Origin of the sequence: Micromonospora sp. NPDC048843, from assembly GCF_040649965.1 — a bacterium.
Lineage (GTDB): Bacteria > Actinomycetota > Actinomycetes > Mycobacteriales > Micromonosporaceae > Micromonospora > Micromonospora hortensis.
In genome coordinates this window covers 1-15,727 of sequence record NZ_JBEZGJ010000173.1, presented here as the reverse complement: position 1 = coordinate 15,727, position 15,727 = coordinate 1, and the positions used below count along the sequence as shown (strand labels likewise).

17 protein-coding genes are annotated in these 15,727 nt (G+C 72.8%); 6 read left to right on the top strand and 11 right to left on the bottom strand.

Annotation, left to right across the window (positions count from 1 at the left end):
- Positions 1-201: 201 nt before the first annotated feature.
- Genes AB0C20_RS29610 through AB0C20_RS29595 form a run of 4 tightly spaced genes read right to left on the bottom strand, consistent with a single transcriptional unit; the run spans position 202 to position 2,977 of the window.
- A complete protein-coding gene (locus AB0C20_RS29610) occupies positions 202-1,230 on the bottom strand; it encodes a tetratricopeptide repeat protein (RefSeq protein WP_357569178.1) in 1,029 nt (342 codons plus the stop codon).
- A gap of 10 nt (positions 1,231-1,240) precedes the next feature.
- Positions 1,241-1,726, bottom strand: a complete 486-nt coding sequence (gene ispF, locus AB0C20_RS29605; RefSeq protein WP_357183907.1) for a 2-C-methyl-D-erythritol 2,4-cyclodiphosphate synthase — start codon at positions 1,724-1,726, stop codon at positions 1,241-1,243.
- Between the two features lie 13 nt (positions 1,727-1,739).
- Positions 1,740-2,435, bottom strand: a complete 696-nt coding sequence (gene ispD, locus AB0C20_RS29600) for a 2-C-methyl-D-erythritol 4-phosphate cytidylyltransferase (protein WP_357569177.1) — start codon at positions 2,433-2,435, stop codon at positions 1,740-1,742.
- A 56-nt stretch (positions 2,436-2,491) separates the two neighbouring features.
- Entirely contained in the window at positions 2,492-2,977 is a 486-nt protein-coding gene (locus AB0C20_RS29595) for a CarD family transcriptional regulator (protein WP_007073334.1), read from the bottom strand.
- Between the two features lie 328 nt (positions 2,978-3,305).
- Here AB0C20_RS29595 and AB0C20_RS29590 point away from each other — a divergent pair, with 328 nt between their 5' ends.
- Entirely contained in the window at positions 3,306-3,995 is a 690-nt protein-coding gene (locus tag AB0C20_RS29590; RefSeq protein ID WP_357569176.1) for a hypothetical protein, read from the top strand.
- Positions 3,996-4,005: 10 nt separating this feature from the next.
- On the opposite strand, the gene AB0C20_RS29585 is transcribed toward AB0C20_RS29590, so the two are convergent.
- From AB0C20_RS29585 to AB0C20_RS29570, 4 genes are all read right to left on the bottom strand, one after another.
- On the bottom strand, positions 4,006-4,656 hold the full coding sequence (locus tag AB0C20_RS29585) for a hypothetical protein (protein WP_357183494.1): 651 nt from the start codon (positions 4,654-4,656) through the stop codon (positions 4,006-4,008).
- A 24-nt stretch (positions 4,657-4,680) separates the two neighbouring features.
- Entirely contained in the window at positions 4,681-5,730 is a 1,050-nt protein-coding gene (locus AB0C20_RS29580; protein WP_357569175.1) for a type III polyketide synthase, read from the bottom strand.
- A 94-nt stretch (positions 5,731-5,824) separates the two neighbouring features.
- Positions 5,825-6,991 (bottom strand): acyl-CoA dehydrogenase family protein, encoded by a 1,167-nt coding sequence (locus tag AB0C20_RS29575; RefSeq protein WP_357569174.1) that lies wholly within the window; start codon positions 6,989-6,991, stop codon positions 5,825-5,827.
- A 40-nt stretch (positions 6,992-7,031) separates the two neighbouring features.
- Complete coding sequence (locus AB0C20_RS29570) at positions 7,032-7,805, bottom strand: methyltransferase domain-containing protein (protein WP_357183488.1); 774 nt, start codon at positions 7,803-7,805, stop codon at positions 7,032-7,034.
- 46 nt (positions 7,806-7,851) lie between these two features.
- Here AB0C20_RS29570 and AB0C20_RS29565 point away from each other — a divergent pair, with 46 nt between their 5' ends.
- The 4 genes from AB0C20_RS29565 (at position 7,852) to disA (ending at position 12,470) form a co-directional block, all read left to right on the top strand.
- On the top strand, positions 7,852-8,691 hold the full coding sequence (locus tag AB0C20_RS29565) for a UbiA family prenyltransferase (RefSeq protein WP_357183485.1): 840 nt from the start codon (positions 7,852-7,854) through the stop codon (positions 8,689-8,691).
- A 140-nt stretch (positions 8,692-8,831) separates the two neighbouring features.
- On the top strand, positions 8,832-9,611 hold the full coding sequence (locus AB0C20_RS29560) for a hypothetical protein (protein ID WP_357569173.1): 780 nt from the start codon (positions 8,832-8,834) through the stop codon (positions 9,609-9,611).
- A gap of 85 nt (positions 9,612-9,696) precedes the next feature.
- On the top strand, positions 9,697-11,154 hold the full coding sequence (gene radA, locus AB0C20_RS29555; protein ID WP_357183479.1) for a DNA repair protein RadA: 1,458 nt from the start codon (positions 9,697-9,699) through the stop codon (positions 11,152-11,154).
- Between the two features lie 131 nt (positions 11,155-11,285).
- Complete coding sequence (gene disA / locus AB0C20_RS29550) at positions 11,286-12,470, top strand: DNA integrity scanning diadenylate cyclase DisA (RefSeq protein WP_357183476.1); 1,185 nt, start codon at positions 11,286-11,288, stop codon at positions 12,468-12,470.
- Positions 12,471-12,476: 6 nt separating this feature from the next.
- Here the strand turns inward: disA and AB0C20_RS29545 are convergent, their stop codons facing one another.
- The 3 genes from AB0C20_RS29545 to AB0C20_RS29535 form a co-directional block, all read right to left on the bottom strand.
- Positions 12,477-13,193 carry a hypothetical protein gene (locus tag AB0C20_RS29545; RefSeq protein ID WP_357183473.1) on the bottom strand — a complete coding sequence of 239 codons (717 nt, stop codon included), beginning with the start codon at positions 13,191-13,193 and terminating at the stop codon, positions 12,477-12,479.
- A gap of 106 nt (positions 13,194-13,299) precedes the next feature.
- Positions 13,300-13,872 carry a peptide deformylase gene (locus AB0C20_RS29540; RefSeq protein WP_357183470.1) on the bottom strand — a complete coding sequence of 191 codons (573 nt, stop codon included), beginning with the start codon at positions 13,870-13,872 and terminating at the stop codon, positions 13,300-13,302.
- The gene (locus AB0C20_RS29535) at positions 13,869-14,381 is read right to left on the bottom strand and encodes an ACT domain-containing protein (RefSeq protein ID WP_357183467.1); all 513 of its coding nucleotides are present in this window, start codon (positions 14,379-14,381) and stop codon (positions 13,869-13,871) included. The genes AB0C20_RS29540 and AB0C20_RS29535 overlap by 4 nt, the downstream gene beginning before the upstream one ends.
- 96 nt (positions 14,382-14,477) lie before the next feature.
- On the opposite strand from AB0C20_RS29535, the gene AB0C20_RS29530 reads away from it, so the two are divergent.
- Complete coding sequence (locus AB0C20_RS29530) at positions 14,478-15,389, top strand: A/G-specific adenine glycosylase (RefSeq protein WP_357183465.1); 912 nt, start codon at positions 14,478-14,480, stop codon at positions 15,387-15,389.
- Positions 15,390-15,727: the final 338 nt, after the last annotated feature.

The window sequence follows — 15,727 nt, the reverse complement described above, 5'->3', positions numbered from 1 at the left end:
CCCGGGACGGCTTCACCCGCCGCCGCGGCGCCCACTTCGCCTCCCTGGACTCGCAGCGCAAGCAGGCCCAGACCGCCAAGGAAGAGTTGGTAGTGATCCCGACGCGGGTCGGGCTCCGGCGAAACCCCTGACCTGGTCGAGCTACGCGACGCTGGTGATCTTTTGGGTTACGCCGGGGGTGGGGCCGGGGTTGGGGCTGGGTTAGCGGATGGCGGTACGCCTGAATACGGCGAACTCGGCTACCGCAGTGACGGCGATGGCCAGCACCAGGGGCCACGGGGAGCCGACCATGGCGTACACCAGCAGCAGTAGCGGCGCGGCGGCCACTGCGTAGATGGCCAGAGCCATCGCCCGGTCCGAGTGCAGCAGGGCGGGCAGGACGGTCCGGGTCAGCCCGGGCAGCCGGGCAGCGAGCTGCCAGACGATGATCCCGCCGGTGAGCGCGGCGAGCACCGCCAGGACGCGGGAGAACCCGTCGCTCGCCGACGCCGCGAACGCGACCAGCACCGCTGCGACCAGCGACCAGCCCGCGCCGTAGAGCACCAGGCGGTGCAGCCCGTACGCGAGGGTTCGTGGCGAGTCGAGCCGGCTCGGGCTGACCGTCACCGCCTCGGCGACGTGCTCCAACGCCTCCGACCAGCGGCGCTGCTCCAGCCTCATGACACCCACCTCGTGGCCGGCCTCGCCGATCCGCGGGTCGAGCCGCAGCGCCTCCCGGTAGGCCCGCTCGGCCAGGTCGAACAGGTCCAGGCGGGCGGCGACCAGGCTGAGCACCAGGTGCGCCTGCGGCTCCTGCGGGGCCAACTCGACACCGCGCCAGGCCGCGTTCAGCGCCGGCTGGCCGTTGCGGGCGCCGGCCAGGATCGCCGCCGCGCTCCGCTGGGCGTACGCGTCGGCAGGGCCGAGGGCGAGGATCCGGTCGGCGGTGGCCGCCGACTCGCTGTAGCGCTCCAGGTCGGCCAGGGCCATGCCCCTGGCGACCAGCGGCGGCAGGGCCTCCGGTGCGGCGGCCACTGCCGTGTCGGCGGCGGTAAGCGCCTCGGCCGGGCGGTCGGCGGCCAGGTGCACCCGGGCCAGCATGGTGAGCGCGTCGACGTCATCCGGCTGGAGGGCCAACCCGTAGGCCAACTCCCCGGCCGCCTCGTCGTAGCGGCCGAGTTCGGCGAGGAGTTGGGCCCGCTGGACGTAGCCGTCGGCGGCGGACTGGTCGGGGGCGGGGTCGCTGGACATCGCGGCGAGCCTAGGCGGCCGGCGCGTCGTACACCACTGCCACAGCGACCCCGGCCAAACCTTCCTCACGGCCGGCGAAGCCGAGCCCGTCGGTGGTCGCCGCCGAGACGGTGACCGGGGCGCCGACAGCGGCGGAGAGGACCTCCTGCGCCTCCGCGCGACGCCGGCCGATCTTGGGGCGGTTGCCGATGACCTGGACGGACACGTTGCCGATCTCCAGGCCGGCGGCGCGCACGCGACGGGCCGTCTCGGTCAGCAGAGCCACCCCGGACGCGCCGGCCCACTCCGGCTGGCCCACCCCGAAGGCGGAACCGAGATCACCGAGACCAGCGGCGGAGAGCAGCGCGTTGCAGGCGGCGTGCGCTGCCACGTCGGCGTCCGAATGCCCGGCGAGGCCGTCCTGGTCGGGCCAGAACAGCCCGGCCACCCAGCAGGGCCGACCCGGCTCGAACGCGTGCACGTCGGTGCCGATGGCCACCCGGGGAACGATCATGATCAGAGGGTACGCGTCAACCGGCTGCGGCAAGCAGATGCTCGGCCAGAGCCAGGTCGAACGGTCGGGTGATTTTGAGTGCGTACTCCGAGCCGGGCACGCAGCTCACCGCGACGCCCTGCTTCTCGACCAGCCCGGCATCGTCGGTGAGGGAGTCACCGGCGGCGGCATGGGCGGCGCTGAGCACCGCCCGACGGAAACCCTGCGGGGTCTGCACCGCGCGCAGGGCGGAACGGTCGACGGTGCCGAGCACCACCTCGTCGGCGCCGACCTCCTTGATCGTGTCGACGACCGGCAGGACCGGGATCACCGCGTCACGCCCGCCACGCACCGCCGCCGCGACGGATTCGACAAGCTCAGGTGGGGTGAGCGCTCGGGCGGCATCGTGCACCAGGACGATCGTCGGACCGGCGGGCACCGCGGCCAGCGCGGCGGCCACCGACGCCTGCCGTTCCGCGCCGCCGGGCACCACGATCACCGGAGCGACAGGGGCCAACAGCTCGCGGACGGCCTGCACCTCCGCGGTCGGCGCGGCCACCACGATGGTGTGCACCGACGGCGCGGCGGCCAGTCGACGCACTGCGTGCACCAACAGCGGCTCACCGGCGAGCAGGCGCAGCGCCTTGGGTCGGCCGGGGCCGAGCCGTACGCCGGCACCCGCCGCAGGCACGAGGACCGCGACGTCACCGCGCGGATTGAGCTGCGCGGTCACGTCGCGGTCCTCGGTGGTTTCTTCACTACGAAGTGGGTACGACGATGCTGTGCGGACTAGGCCTCGGTGAGGACCTTGTCGAGCAGCGTCTCCGCCTCATCCTTGGTGCTCTTCTCGGCCAGCGCGACCTCGCCGACGAGAATGTCGCGGGCCTTGGCGAGCATCCGCTTCTCGCCCGCAGAGAGGCCCCGCTCCCGCTCCCGGCGCCACAGGTCACGCACGACCTCGGCGACCTTCAGCGGGTTGCCGGAAGCCAGCTTTTCCAAATTGGCCTTGTAACGCCGCGACCAGTTGGTCGGCTCCTCGGTGTGCGGAGCCCGCAGAACGTCGAAGACCTTCCCGAGGCCCTCTTCGCCGACCACCTCGCGGACGCCCACGATCTCGGCGTTCTCGGCCGGCACCCGGACCGTCAGGTCACCCTGCGCGACCCTCAGGACGAGGTATTGCTTAGGCTCGCCCTTGATGACCCGAGTCTCGATTGCCTCGATGAGTGCGGCCCCGTGGTGGGGGTAAACAACGGTCTCGCCGACACTGAAAACCATAGGTTCGAAACCCCTTTCGCTGTGTCTAGGGTAACACGCTCAGGCACCGATGTCTCACCGATGTCCTGACCGTTGGCGCAGCTCAGGGGCCCTGTGAGAGGTCTTGCTTCAGCTTGACAGGCGGTCAAACCGATGGTTCGAACACGCTCCGTAACGCGGGAATGACTGCCCGGTACGGGTGAACAGAACGTCGAGATCAAGGGCTATGCGCTTCTCCCATGGTAGCCCGGTCAGCAGGACCGCGCCCAGATGTAGCGGGAGGAGCCCCTGGTGCGCGACCCTGGAGACCGAGCCGCACTCAGCTCTCGAGACGCTTCCAGGAGGTCCGATGGGCAAGCCGGACGCAGAGGGTCACGGGCCAGCCGACGGCCTGCCCGGCCTACCGCCCGAATGGGGCCGCGTGGTGGTCCCCGACGACGCCTCCGCGCTGGCCGCCGAGGCCGCTCAGGTCCGCCATGAACTGCGCCGGGCCAGTGGCCTCCCGGGCGGCTACCGGGCCCTGGGCCTGCCGCTGGTGGTCCTGCTGGTGGCGGTCCTCACCACGCTGGCCGGCCTGCTGGCTGTCACCTGGCCCCGCGCCAACCGCGGCGCCGACCGGCCGACCCCGGCCCCCTACTCGCCGCCGGCGACCCTCACCGGTCGGGCGCTGCCCGCACTGGACCTGGTCGACGCGGACGACGCACCCGTACCACTGCGCGGCCTGCTACCCGCCATGATCATTCTGTTGGACGGCTGCCCCTGCCCGGACCGGGTCACCGACGCCCTGACGGCCGCGCCCGCCGGCGTCTCCGTGGTCACCGTCACCGGGCGGACGGCACCGGCCAGGCCCACCATCGAGCGGCAGGCTCGCGCCCTGGCCGACCCCGCCGGAGGCCTGCGTTCGTTCCTGGGCCAGCCGGCCCGCCCCGGCGCCGCGACCGCCCTGCTGGTCGACCGGGCCGGCATCGTGACCCGGGTGCTGCCGGACCTGGGCACGATCGAGTCCTACCGGAGCGACCTGAGCGCCCTGGCCGCCTGAGCGGCCCCTGTCAGCGAGGGGGCAACGCGACGAGCTGCGCCTGGATGTCGATCGGCCGGTCGACGGCCGACAGCGACAGCCGGAACGGCCCGCCACCGGGCAGCACCTCGGCATTGGCGACCGTGCCATCGCAGTCGATGCGCGGCTGACCGTTGATCTTGGCCTCGTCGCTCGTCACCGCCAGCGTGCCCGGCCGGGTGCACCGGTACTGGAGCAGGTAGCGGGAACCGTCGTCGCTGGCCTGCCGGGTCACATCCTGGCCAGGAGCGAGCTCCCGCTCCTCCCGCCAGATCGTCATTTGGAACGAGGGCAGCTCACCCGCGGGAAAGAGCACCGCGGGATCGCCCTCGATGTCGGTGATCGAGCCCGTCGCCGGGTCGAGCACCACGTGCGAGCCCTTGCGCACCCGGAGGACCTCGCCGGTGTTCGGGTCCAACCTCACCGTCACCCGCTCATCGGGCTCCTCAGCAGCGAGGAGACGTTCCATCGGGGTGCTGACGCTCGGCCCGACCGACGGCACCGCCGCCGCCGAGTCGACAGCCGCCCCGGCCGTCGACGCGGGCGCGGCGGCACGCCACCACCACCCACCGACGACCAGGACAGCCACCGCCGCGCCAAACAGGACCACCGAGCGCAGCCGATCGTCCGAGGTCGCGTCCATCACGTGAGCGTACCGGCCGCAGGCTCAGTCCTGTCGATCCAGCAGAGCGGCGTACAGGGTGAGGCCGGGGCCGAAGGCCAGCATGACGATGCGCCGAGCCGCCGGGGTCGCCCGACCCAACCGGTCCAGGATCAGCAGGACCGTCGGCGACGAACAGTTGCCGTGCTCGTCCAGCGTCGCCCGGGACGCCGCCAACCCCAGCGGGGGCAACTCCAGCTCCCGCTCGACCACGTTGAGGATCCGCGGCCCGCCCGGGTGCACCGCCCAACCGTCCACCTCGGAGCTGGCCACGCCGTGCCGGGCCAACAGGTCGTCGACCAGCTTCCGGACGTGCCTCGACAGCACCTGCGGCACCTTCGGCGACAACCCCATCCGGAACCCGGCGTCGGTGACGTCCCAGGTCATGTGGTCGGCGGTCGAGGTGTCGGTGACCGCGGTGACCTCGCGCACCGCGTACCCCGAGCCACCCGGCACGACCACGGCGGCGACGGCGGCGTCCGAGAAGAGCGCGTGGGAGACGATCTGCTGGGTGTCCACCCGGGCGCTCGACGGCTGGATGTGCAGGCTTGTCAACTCCGCGCAGAGCAGCAGTGCCGGTCGCCCCCGGGCGGTGACGAAGTCACTCGCCGCGCCGAGCCCCGGCAACGCCGCGTAACAACCCATGTGGCCGATGAACATCCGCTGGGTGTCCGCGGCCATGCCCAGGTCCCGGGCGAGCAGGATGTCCAGCCCCGGGGTGGCGTACCCGGTACAGGAGCAGACGATGAACAGCCCGATGTCGCCGGCGCTCAGCCCGGCAGCGGTCAACGCCCGACCCACCGCCTCCTTGCCCAGCGGCAGCGCCTCCACCTGGTAGCGGCGCATCCGGCGCTCGGTCGGCCAGTCCGAGACGTCCTCCAGCAGCGGATTGACAGCGGCCTGCCGACGGGTCACCCCCGAGTTGGCGAAGATTCGCTGGGCCAACGACCGGGTGGTGCCGGAGAAGTGCCGGGAGAAGAAGCCCTCCCACAACTCGGCCTGCGAAGCGGACGGCGGCTGCGCTGTCCCGAGCCCCGCGATCACTGGTACGAACACGATCCCCACCTCTCGTCAGATGCTGTCCTCCCCCTGGCCGTCCCACCAGCCACCTCGGCCGGTCGTTCCTCCGTGCGAGCCCCGTGCGGCGGGCTCACCAACGCGGTGCCGACCCGTCACGATCCGGGTCGCCGCCCAGGGCGGCGATGCCGAGCCAGTCGGCGCAGACATCCGACGTGGCCGGGTGCAGCGAGCCGCAGCGGGCGTCGCGGTACAGCCGCTCCAGCGGATGTCCACGGCGGGTCGCCGACGTGCCCGCCGCCTCCAGCACCGACGCCGCCACCTCGGCGGCGGTGGTCCCGGCGAGCAGCTTCGCCCGCCACACCCAACGGTTGGTCTCCTCGTCACCGGGCGCCTCGTCCACCCGGCGGGCCGCCTCGGCCACCACCAACTGCGCGGCGGCCGTCGCCGCGTCCGCCCGACCCAGCCGGGCCCGCACCGCCGGCAGACCGGCCAGGTTGCGGGCGTTGAGGTGCTCGGCCGCCGCGTCGATCGCCGCACGGGCGACCCCCACGTAGACGGCCGCGTAGCTGGCCACCAACCAGTGCGGCATCAGCTGGGCCACCACCAGCGCGAGCCCCTCCACCCCACCGAGCAGCCGGTCGGCGGGCACTGTGACGTCCAGGTGCAGGTCGTGGGAAGAGGTGGCGCGCATGCCGAGCGAGTCCCAGGTCGGCTCCACCGTCAGCCCGTCGCCGGCCGGCACCAGGAACTGTGAGACCACCGACTGGTCGACCGCGCTGCGCGCCGCCACCAGGTAGCCGTCCGCGTGCCCGGCGCCGGAGCAGAAGGTCTTGCTGCCCTTGAGGTGCCAGCCCCCGTCGGTCGACTCGTACGCCGTGGTCAGCTGGGACAGCCGCGCGCCCGCGCCACGCTCGCTCATGGCGACCGCGTACCAGGAACCTTGAGCCGCCGCGCTGAGCAGCCGGTCGCGAGCGGCCAGCGCCTCGTCCGGTACGCCCAGCGCCTCGGCCAACTCCTCGGTGACAGCGCCCAGAGCGCCGGTCACCGAAGCGTGCATGTTGAACACCAGGGCCGTCGCGCCGTTGCCCCGGGCAAGCTCAGTGGCCACCGCGGCGTACTCGGCGAAGGTGGCGCCCAGACCGCCGAGCGCCCGGGGGACCATCAGCCCGAACAGGCCGGCCTCGCGCAGGTCGGCGAAGTCGTCCACGGGGAAGGAACCGTCCCGGTCGTGCTCGGCCGCCCGCGCGGTGAACCGCGGCGCCAACCGGCGTGCTGCCTCAAGCGCGTGCACCGTCATCTCGTTCCTCCTCGGCGTTCCATACCCCGCCACGGCCTGACTATCCTTTGCGGACCCCCCGGCCCTGATAGAGCACGGCGGTGGAGCGGGTCGGCACGATGCGCGGCGCGCGGCCAGCGGGCACCGCCCCAGCCGTTCGGCTCGCGCGAGCGCGGCGCAGCAGCCAGGCGAGCATGCCGCCGACCTGCGGACGGATGCCCCGCAGGCGCAGGTCGACACCGTGTCGGGCGCACTCGGCCACCAGCGCCCGGGAGTCCACGAACAACTGTGGGTCGTGGATGCCACGGGGCACTGTCGGCAGCCGCTCGGCGATCCGTACCGCGACGAGCCGGGCCAACGCCGTGTCGTTCAGGGTGTCCAGCACCAGCACGCCACCGGGGCGCAGCAGCCGACACGCCTCGGCCACCGCGCGCGGCCAGGCCGGCACGTGCTCCAGCAACTCACCCGCCGAGACGACGTCGGCGCAGCCGTCGGGCAGCGGGACCGCCGTGGCATCACCCTGGACCACCAGCACCCCGTGCTCGGCCGCCTGGACGAGCGCCGAGCGGGTCAGATCCACCCCGACATGGCGGTAGCCCTTGCCGGCCAGGTGTGGCGCGAGCAGGCCGGCGCCGCAGCCCAGATCGACAAGCAACGCGTCCGGACGGGTGGCCGGCGGCACCAGCGCGGCACGGGCCTCGGCCAGCCAGTGCAGCATCGCGAAGGCGCCATCCGGCCGCCACCACTCACCGGCCAGATCGTCGTACTGACGCGGATCGTTTCGCGGCAGCACCCTCGGACCGGTGGGCGCCCCGGCCGCAGCCACGTCTCGCATGGAACCGAGCGTGGCACGACTGCTCGGTAACGACCAGACTTCCCTTATGTCGTCGAGGGTGTTAGGGCTGGTCAGAGCGAGCCATCCGGAACCGGCCGCGGCGGTGACCACGGTGGCCGGTCTGCTGGCCTGGGGAGTGGGCCACCGGCCGACCGGAATCGTCTCGGTGGTGCTCGCCGTGTTGGCCAGCCAGCTCGCCGTCGGCTGGACCAACGACGCGCTGGACGCCGAGCGGGACGCCACTGTGGGGCGTACCGACAAACCGGTCGCCAGTGGCGCGGTCGGTCGGCGCGTCACGGCCTGGGCCGCCGCGGCGGCCGCGGTGGCCTGCCCGCTGCTGGCCCTGACCACGAACCCGGTGGCAGCGTTCTGGCTGACGCTCGCCCTGGTCTCCGCCCTGCTCTACGACTGGCCGCTCAAGGCCACCGCGTTCTCGGTGCTGCCCTACGCCGTGTCGTTCGGCGCGCTGCCCGCCTTCGTGGTGCTGGCGCTGCCCGGTCAGCCGGCCCCGCCGGTCTGGCTGGTGACGGCGGCGGCCTGCCTGGGCGCCGGCGCGCACTTCGCCAACGTGCTGCCCGACCTGGCCGACGACGCCCGCACCGGCGTGCGCGGGCTGCCCCACCGGCTGGGCGCCGCCGGCAGCCGGCTGGCCGCGGCGGGTCTCCTCCTCGCGGCGACCGCGACACTGGTCCTCGGACCACCCGGGCCGCCGTCGGCGATCGGCTGGGCGGCCGTCGGCACGGCCGCCGTGGTGCCGCCACTGAGCTGGTACGCCGGGCGCTCGGCGATCCGGGCCGGCCGGCGGCCGGTGGCGGCCTTCCGGGCGGTGATGCTGGTGGCCCTGATCGACGTGGTTCTGCTGGTGGCGAGCGGTCGGGTGGTCTGAAGGCCACCCGGGCAGGTGGCATTGCCGGGTCCGCGTGCGGGCCTCGATCAGTCCCAACTACCCTGGAGCGCGGTCTGCGCGGGTATGGCCACCGTGCCCGGCGTACGGCCCGGGTGGGGATTGTGACGAGGAGGACCGACGTGACGCGCTCGATCAGGGGATCCCGGCGGGCGGCCCTGTTGCTGTCCGGGATTGCGGCGGCCAGTCTGCTGGCTTCCGGATGCGGCACCGGTCAGATCGCCGAGACCGCGTTGAAGGAGCCGTCGGTCCAGGGCGTCAACCTCACGACCAACAACGGTTCCTTCTCGGTGCGGGGCCTGCTCGTGGACTACCCGAGCCCCGAGGGCTACAAGGCCGGGCAGGACGCGGGGCTCGGCGCCGTGATCTACAACGACTCCAAGGAGACGGTGACTGTCACCGTCACCACGGAGAGCGCCCGTGAGGTGGTGATCAGCGGCGGCTCGGCGAGCCCGTCGCCGTCCGCCTCGGAATCCGCCTCCATGAGCCCGTCGCCGTCCGGTTCGGCCAGCCCGTCGAACTCGACGTCCGGTTCGCCGAGCCCGTCGGTGACGCCCTCCGAGACCGGATCGTCCTCGGCCACCCCGTCCGCCCCGGAGTCGGCGCGGGCGTCCGGTTCGGCGAGCCCCTCCGCCCCGGGTCAGCCGGCCCGGATCGAGCTGGCGCCGCTGAGCTACATCCAGTTCAACTCCGAGTCCACCACGCAGCTCCGGCTGATCGGCCTGACCGAGGCGCTGCGCTCCGGCCAGAACGTCGTCGTGACCTTCGACTTCGGCAACGGCAACACTGTCACCGGGCAGGCGCCGGTCGCCGTGCCGCTCACCCCGGCGGCCCCTCCGTCGCCGATCATCGAGCGCGAAGGTGGCTACGAGGGCAACGAGGGCGGCACCACCCACGAGTGACCCGATCCGCACATCGACGAACGCCCCGGCGTGGTGACCACCACGCCGGGGTGTTTTCGTCGTACGCGAGGGCTAGCGTCCTGATGTGACCACCTCCCGATCGACCCCTCCGCGTGGCGGCACTGCCGGTGCCGCCCGTGGTCGGTCCGCCGCCCGCGATCCGCGTCCGGCCTACCAGTGCGACGCCTGCGGTCACCAGCCGCCCAAGTGGGTGGGGCGCTGCCCGGAGTGCGGCGAGTGGGGGGCGGTGGTCGAGCACACGGTGACCGGCCCGACCGTCTCCGGTCGGGTGGTCAGCTCCCGGATGCCGTCCGAGCCGGCCCGACCGATCGCCAGCATCAGCGCCGCTCCGGCCCGCGCCGTGCCCACCGGTGTGAGCGAGCTCGACCGGGTGCTCGGCGGCGGCCTGGTCCCCGGTGCCGTGGTGTTGCTCGCCGGCGAGCCCGGCGTGGGCAAGTCGACCCTCCTTCTCGATGTGGCGCAGCATTGGGCGGTCGGTGCCGGCAGCCCCTCTCTGGTGGTCAGTGGCGAAGAGTCGGTCAGTCAGGTGCGCCTGCGCGCCGAGCGGATGGGCACCCTGCACGAGCGGCTCTACCTCGCCGCGGAGAGCGACCTGGCCTCGGTGCTCGGTCACCTCGACGCGGTCAAGCCGGGCCTGTTGGTGCTCGACTCGGTGCAGACCATCTCGACCACCGGCACCGAGGGGGTGCCCGGTGGGGTGACCCAGGTCCGCGCGGTCACCGCCGCGCTGGTCTCGGTCGCCAAGGAGCGGGGCATCGCCACGGTGCTGGTCGGGCACGTCACCAAGGACGGCCAGGTGGCCGGGCCTCGCGTGCTGGAGCACCTGGTCGACGTGGTGCTGCACTTCGAGGGCGACAAGCACTCGTCGCTGCGCCTGGTGCGCGGCGTGAAGAACAGGTTCGGCGCGGCCGACGAGGTCGGCTGCTTCGAGATGCACGAGGGCGGCATCAGCAGCCTGGCCGACCCGTCCGGGCTGTTCCTGACCCGCTACGCGGAACCGGTCCCGGGCACCTGCGTGACGGTGGCCATGGAGGGGCGGCGGGCCCTGGTCACCGAGGTGCAGGCGCTGATCGGTGCGACAGTGGCGGGTTCTCCCCGACGCACCGTCTCCGGCCTCGACTCGGCGCGACTGGCGATGGTGCTCGCGGTGCTGCAACGGCGCACCGAACGGCTGACCCTGCACGACCGGGAGGTCTTCGCCGCCACAGTGGGCGGGATCCGGGTGGTGGAGCCGGCCGCCGACCTGGCGGTGGCTCTGGCGGTCGCCTCCGGCGGGCTCAACCTGGCGATCGCGCCGCACCTGGTGGCGATCGGTGAGGTGGGGCTGACCGGCGAGGTGCGCCGGGTCGGGGCGGTGCCGCGCCGGCTGGCCGAGGCCGCCCGGCTGGGATTCAAAGTGGCCCTGGTGCCGCCCGGCTGCGGCCCGGCCAGCACCGGCGCGGGCCCCGAGCAGATGCGGGTGACCGAGGTCACCGACGTCCGTTCGGCGCTGCACCATGCGGCCCGCGCGTCCGCCGAGTGACCCACCGTGCCGACGAGGGCGGCGAAACCGGACAGCACGTCGCAAGCGGGAAACGCAGGAAAGGGCGGCATCGTGACACATCACAGTAACCACGACAGCACCCACCGCACGGCAGTCCGTAGACTGTGCCCGTGCCGATCGACCGCGAAACCACCAAGCCAGCCGGCGCGCCGCCCCAGGCCCGCACCGGCGCCGTGGGCTCGCCCGCCCGCCCGATCAGCGTGAGCGTGACTGCGGGAGCCGCCGGGAGCGCCGGAGATCCGCTACGCGCCAACCTCGCCCTGATGGCCCCGGGCACCGCCCTCCGCGACGGTTTGGAGCGCATCCTGCGGGGTCGCACGGGCGCGCTCATCGTGCTCGGCTACGACAAAGTGGTCGAGGGCCTCTGCACCGGCGGCTTCCCGCTGGACGTGGAGTTCTCCGCGACCCGCGTGCGCGAGCTGTGCAAGATGGACGGCGCTGTCGTGCTCTCCAGCGACGGCACCAGGATCGTCCGGGCGGCAGTGCACCTGATGCCCGACCCGTCCATCCCGACTGAAGAGTCCGGCACCCGGCACCGCACCGCCGAGCGGGTGGCCCGCCAGACCGGCTATCCGGTCATCTCGGTCAGCCAGTCCATGCGGATCATCAGCCTCTACGTCAACGGCCAACGGCACGTGCTCGACGACTCGGCGGCCATCCTCTCCCGCGCCAACCAGGCGCTCGCCACCCTGGAGCGCTACAAGCTCCGGCTGGACGAGGTCTCCGGCACGCTCTCCGCCCTGGAGATCGAGGATCTGGTCACCGTGCGGGACGCGGTGGCGGTGGTGCAGCGGCTGGAGATGGTTCGCCGGATCGCCGACGAGATCGCCGGTTACGTGGTGGAGCTGGGCACCGACGGCCGCCTGCTCGCCCTGCAACTCGACGAGCTGATGGCCGGCGTGGACGCCGACCGCACGCTGGTCATCCGGGACTACCTCCCCGTCGGTCGCAAGTCGCGCACGCTTGACGAGGCTCTCGTCGAGCTGGACCTGCTCGGTGCCACCGAGCTGATCGACCTGGTGTCGGTTGCCAAGGCGATCGGCTACCCAGCCGCGTCCGACGCGCTCGACGCCGCGGTCAGCCCACGCGGCTTCCGACTGCTGGCCAAGGTGCCCCGGCTGCCGGTGGCGGTGGTCGATCGCCTGGTGCTGCACTTCGGCAGCCTCCAGCGTCTGCTCGGCGCGACAGTGGAGGACCTGCAGGCCGTCGAAGGGGTCGGCGACGCCCGGGCCCGCGGCGTCCGTGAGGGGCTGTCCCGGCTCGCCGAGGCATCGATCCTGGAACGCTACGTCTGACCCGGCTCAGCCGGTGACGGTGAGCTTCGCCGGGTCGCTGAGCTTCGTGCCGACCCGGGCGAACACCTGGTACGACCCGACCGGCGGGAACGGCCCGGCGGCCAGCGCGCCGTTACAGCGGCTGGTGTCCCGCCCGTTCCACGGCACCTGGTAGGAGCGCTCGAAGTTCGGCGTGAAGGACTGCACGTCCGAGCCCTCGACCTTGCCGCAGGTGTCCGACGACCAGACCTTCTCGGCCCCGGACTTGATGAAGATCTCCTGGAGGTCGGCGCCGACGTTGCGACTGCACGTCCGGTCCGACGTGTTCTTGATTCGCAGTTGCAGCTCGACCACCGCGCCCCGCTGCACCGAGGTCTGGCTCGCCGACGAGATCACGCTGATCTCCTCGTCGGTGCAGGTGCCGTCGTCCTCTGAACCGGCCGCCGCGCCCAGCGGCGGTGTGTTGCTGGTGGTCGCCGGGCTCGGACTCGTCGCACCCGAATCAGCGGGCGCGGACGACGACGGAACGCCGGTCTGCGGTGTCAGCACCGGGCCAGCGGGACCTGACGTCGCGGCGGACGTCGCCGACGGCGAACCTCCCGCCTTCGGCTCCTTGTCGCCGGAACGACCCGAACCGGTACAGGAGTAGAGCAGGACAATCAGGAACAGGAACCCCGCTCCGAGTACGACGGCGCGACGCCGCCAGTACACGGCGGGTGGCAGGGGGCCGACCGTCAGACGCATGATGCCCTCCACCGTAGCCGCGCCGTACCCGGCAGTGCGGCGCGACGCGCCGGAGCCACTCCGAGGCGCCCGCACCACCCTCCAAAGAGGACGGTTCGGCACCCGGTCACAGGTAGACCTTGCGCTGATAGACCGCGTGCGCACCGGCCACCCGGTCCAGGAAGAGTAGCCCCGCACAATGGTCGATCTCGTGCTGCAACGCCCGAGCCTCGAAGCCGTCGGTCACCAGCCGCACCGGCACGCCGCTGCCCGGCAGGTCACCCTCCACCACCAGCCGGCTGGCCCGCTTTACGTCCCCGGTCAGATCCGGCACCGACATGCAGCCCTCCCGGCCCGGCTTCCACCGCGTGGCCTCGACCACACGCGCGTTGCACAACACGAAGGTGCCGTGCACCGTCACCGCCTTCGGGTGCCCGGTCACATCGACGGCGAAAACCCGAGCGCCTACCCCGACCTGCGGCGCGGCCAGCCCGACGCAGCCCGGCGAGACCTTCATCGTGGCTACCAGGTCGGCAGCGAGTTGAACAGTCTCCTTTGCCGTGGGGTCGACCTCGTCCGCGGCCCGACTCAGCACCGGATGCGGGGCGGACACCACAGCCCGCACCTCCCCCGGCACGTCCAGCGACTCCGGAGTCCAGCCCCCCAGGCCGACCTCCGGCCCGCGCTCCTCGCCGGTCACAACAGATCCGGATCCGCAGGCCGGAGGGTGACCTCCACGCCCAGCTCGGCAGCCGTCCGGTGCAGCCGGTCGAGCACAGTGTCCGCCACACCGGCCGGCAACTCGACCTCCGCCAGGACCACGTAGAGCGCACCGGTCAACCGGGTACTCAGGTCGGTGACATTCCCCCCGGCATCCACCAGCACCCGCGTCATCGCCGCGACGATCCCCATCCGGTCCGAACCGTGCACCGCCATCACGTACGGCTCACCCACCGGAGGAACATCGCCGTCCGGGGTGACCGCGCGTACCGTCGCCAGCAGCTGGCCCTCGGCCGCCAGCGACGCCAGTGCGGCCTCGACCTCGACGGCGGCCGGACCGGTGCAGATGAGGGTCATCGCGAAATGCCCCCGCAGCCGCGTCATCGTGCTGTCGGTGAGGTTCGCCCCCAGTCGAGCCAGCACCTCCGCGACGTCGGCCACGATGCCCGGCCGGTCCCGACCGATGACGGTGATCGCGAGCTCGTTCATCCGCGCATTCTCCCCCGCCCGCCGAACCAGGACGTGGCGCCCCGCCCGAGCCGCCCACCCAACGGGAACGCCGGGCGTGACATCATCGACGACGCCATGACTCAACCCGACTTCGCCTCCCTGGTCAGCCGGTGGTTCCAGCAGCACGCCCGTGACCTGCCGTGGCGCGAGCCCGGCGTCACCCCGTGGGCCATCCTGGTCAGCGAGGTCATGCTCCAGCAGACACCAGTTGTCCGGGTGGTGCCGGCCTGGCAGGCGTGGCTGGCCCGCTGGCCGGAGCCGGCCGCGTTGGCGGCGGACACGCCAGCCGAGGCCATCCGGATGTGGGGACGCCTCGGCTACCCCCGTCGGGCGGTCCGCCTGCGCGAATGCGCTGTCGCGATCGTGGACCGGCACGGCGGTCAGGTGCCGGACCGACTGGAGCAACTGCTCGCACTGCCCGGCGTCGGCACGTACACCGCGCGGGCGGTTGCCGCCTTCGCGTACGGACAGCGGCACCCGGTCGTCGACACCAACGTACGCAGAGTCGTGTGCCGGGCGGTGGCCGGCGAACCGGACGCCGGGCCCGTCACCCGACCAGCGGACCTCGTCGCCACCGAAGAACTGCTCCCGACCGAACCGGCCGCAGCGGCACTGGCCAGCGCCGCGTTCATGGAACTGGGCGCGGTGATCTGCACAGCCCGGTCACCGCGCTGCACCGCCTGCCCTGTCGAGGCGGTCTGCGCCTGGCGGGCGTCTGGCCAGGAGGCGCCGGCCGGGCCGACCCGCAGACCCCAGCGGTACGCGGGCACCGACCGACAGGTCCGCGGTCTGCTGCTCGGAGTGCTCCGGGACAGCACCGGGCCGGTCCCGCACCAGCGGTTGGACCAGGTCTGGACCGACGACGTGCAACGCGCCCGCGCCCTCGCCGGCCTGGTGCAGGACGGGCTGGTCGAACCCGCCGGCACCGACGCCTTCCGCCTGGTCGGTGACGGCCCGTCCCTGCCAACCGCGGACCTCACCACCTGACCCGCCCACCCAGCGCATCTGCGCGCCGACCCCGAGGGCCGCACTCCCGCACGCCGCACGCCCTCCGCAAGCTCACAGGCCGCACTCCCGCGTCGCCGCACGTCTGCACGCCCTCCGCACGCCCGCGTCGCCGCCGCCCGCCGCCCGCCGCCCGCCGGCCGCACGCCGAATGCCCGGAGGCCGGCAATCGGCGCCTTCCACACCAAGATCGTGCTCGATCCTTGATGTAGCGGCATCGGACGCCTTGGGCTCAAGTGGTTGTTGCAACGGGGTGGATTCTCGTCAGGATGAGGGGTCATGCCGGGGCAGAGGTTGTCGTCCGCGGAGCGGGCGCAGAT

Bases quoted from the DNA above. Each gene is read 5' to 3' on its own strand.
- AB0C20_RS29535 (WP_357183467.1), bottom strand. From the start codon at position 14,381: ATGAACGAGCTCGCGATCACCGTCATCGGTCGGGACCGGCCGGGCATC.
- AB0C20_RS29530 (WP_357183465.1), top strand. From the start codon at position 14,478: ATGACTCAACCCGACTTCGCCTCCCTGGTCAGCCGGTGGTTCCAGCAG.
- AB0C20_RS29590 (WP_357569176.1), top strand. From the start codon at position 3,306: ATGGGCAAGCCGGACGCAGAGGGTCACGGGCCAGCCGACGGCCTGCCC.
- AB0C20_RS29545 (WP_357183473.1), bottom strand. From the start codon at position 13,193: ATGCGTCTGACGGTCGGCCCCCTGCCACCCGCCGTGTACTGGCGGCGT.
- AB0C20_RS29570 (WP_357183488.1), bottom strand. From the start codon at position 7,805: ATGCGAGACGTGGCTGCGGCCGGGGCGCCCACCGGTCCGAGGGTGCTG.
- AB0C20_RS29565 (WP_357183485.1), top strand. From the start codon at position 7,852: ATGTCGTCGAGGGTGTTAGGGCTGGTCAGAGCGAGCCATCCGGAACCG.
- AB0C20_RS29595 (WP_007073334.1), bottom strand. From the start codon at position 2,977: ATGGTTTTCAGTGTCGGCGAGACCGTTGTTTACCCCCACCACGGGGCC.
- AB0C20_RS29585 (WP_357183494.1), bottom strand. From the start codon at position 4,656: ATGGACGCGACCTCGGACGATCGGCTGCGCTCGGTGGTCCTGTTTGGC.
- AB0C20_RS29610 (WP_357569178.1), bottom strand. From the start codon at position 1,230: ATGTCCAGCGACCCCGCCCCCGACCAGTCCGCCGCCGACGGCTACGTC.
- AB0C20_RS29575 (WP_357569174.1), bottom strand. From the start codon at position 6,991: ATGACGGTGCACGCGCTTGAGGCAGCACGCCGGTTGGCGCCGCGGTTC.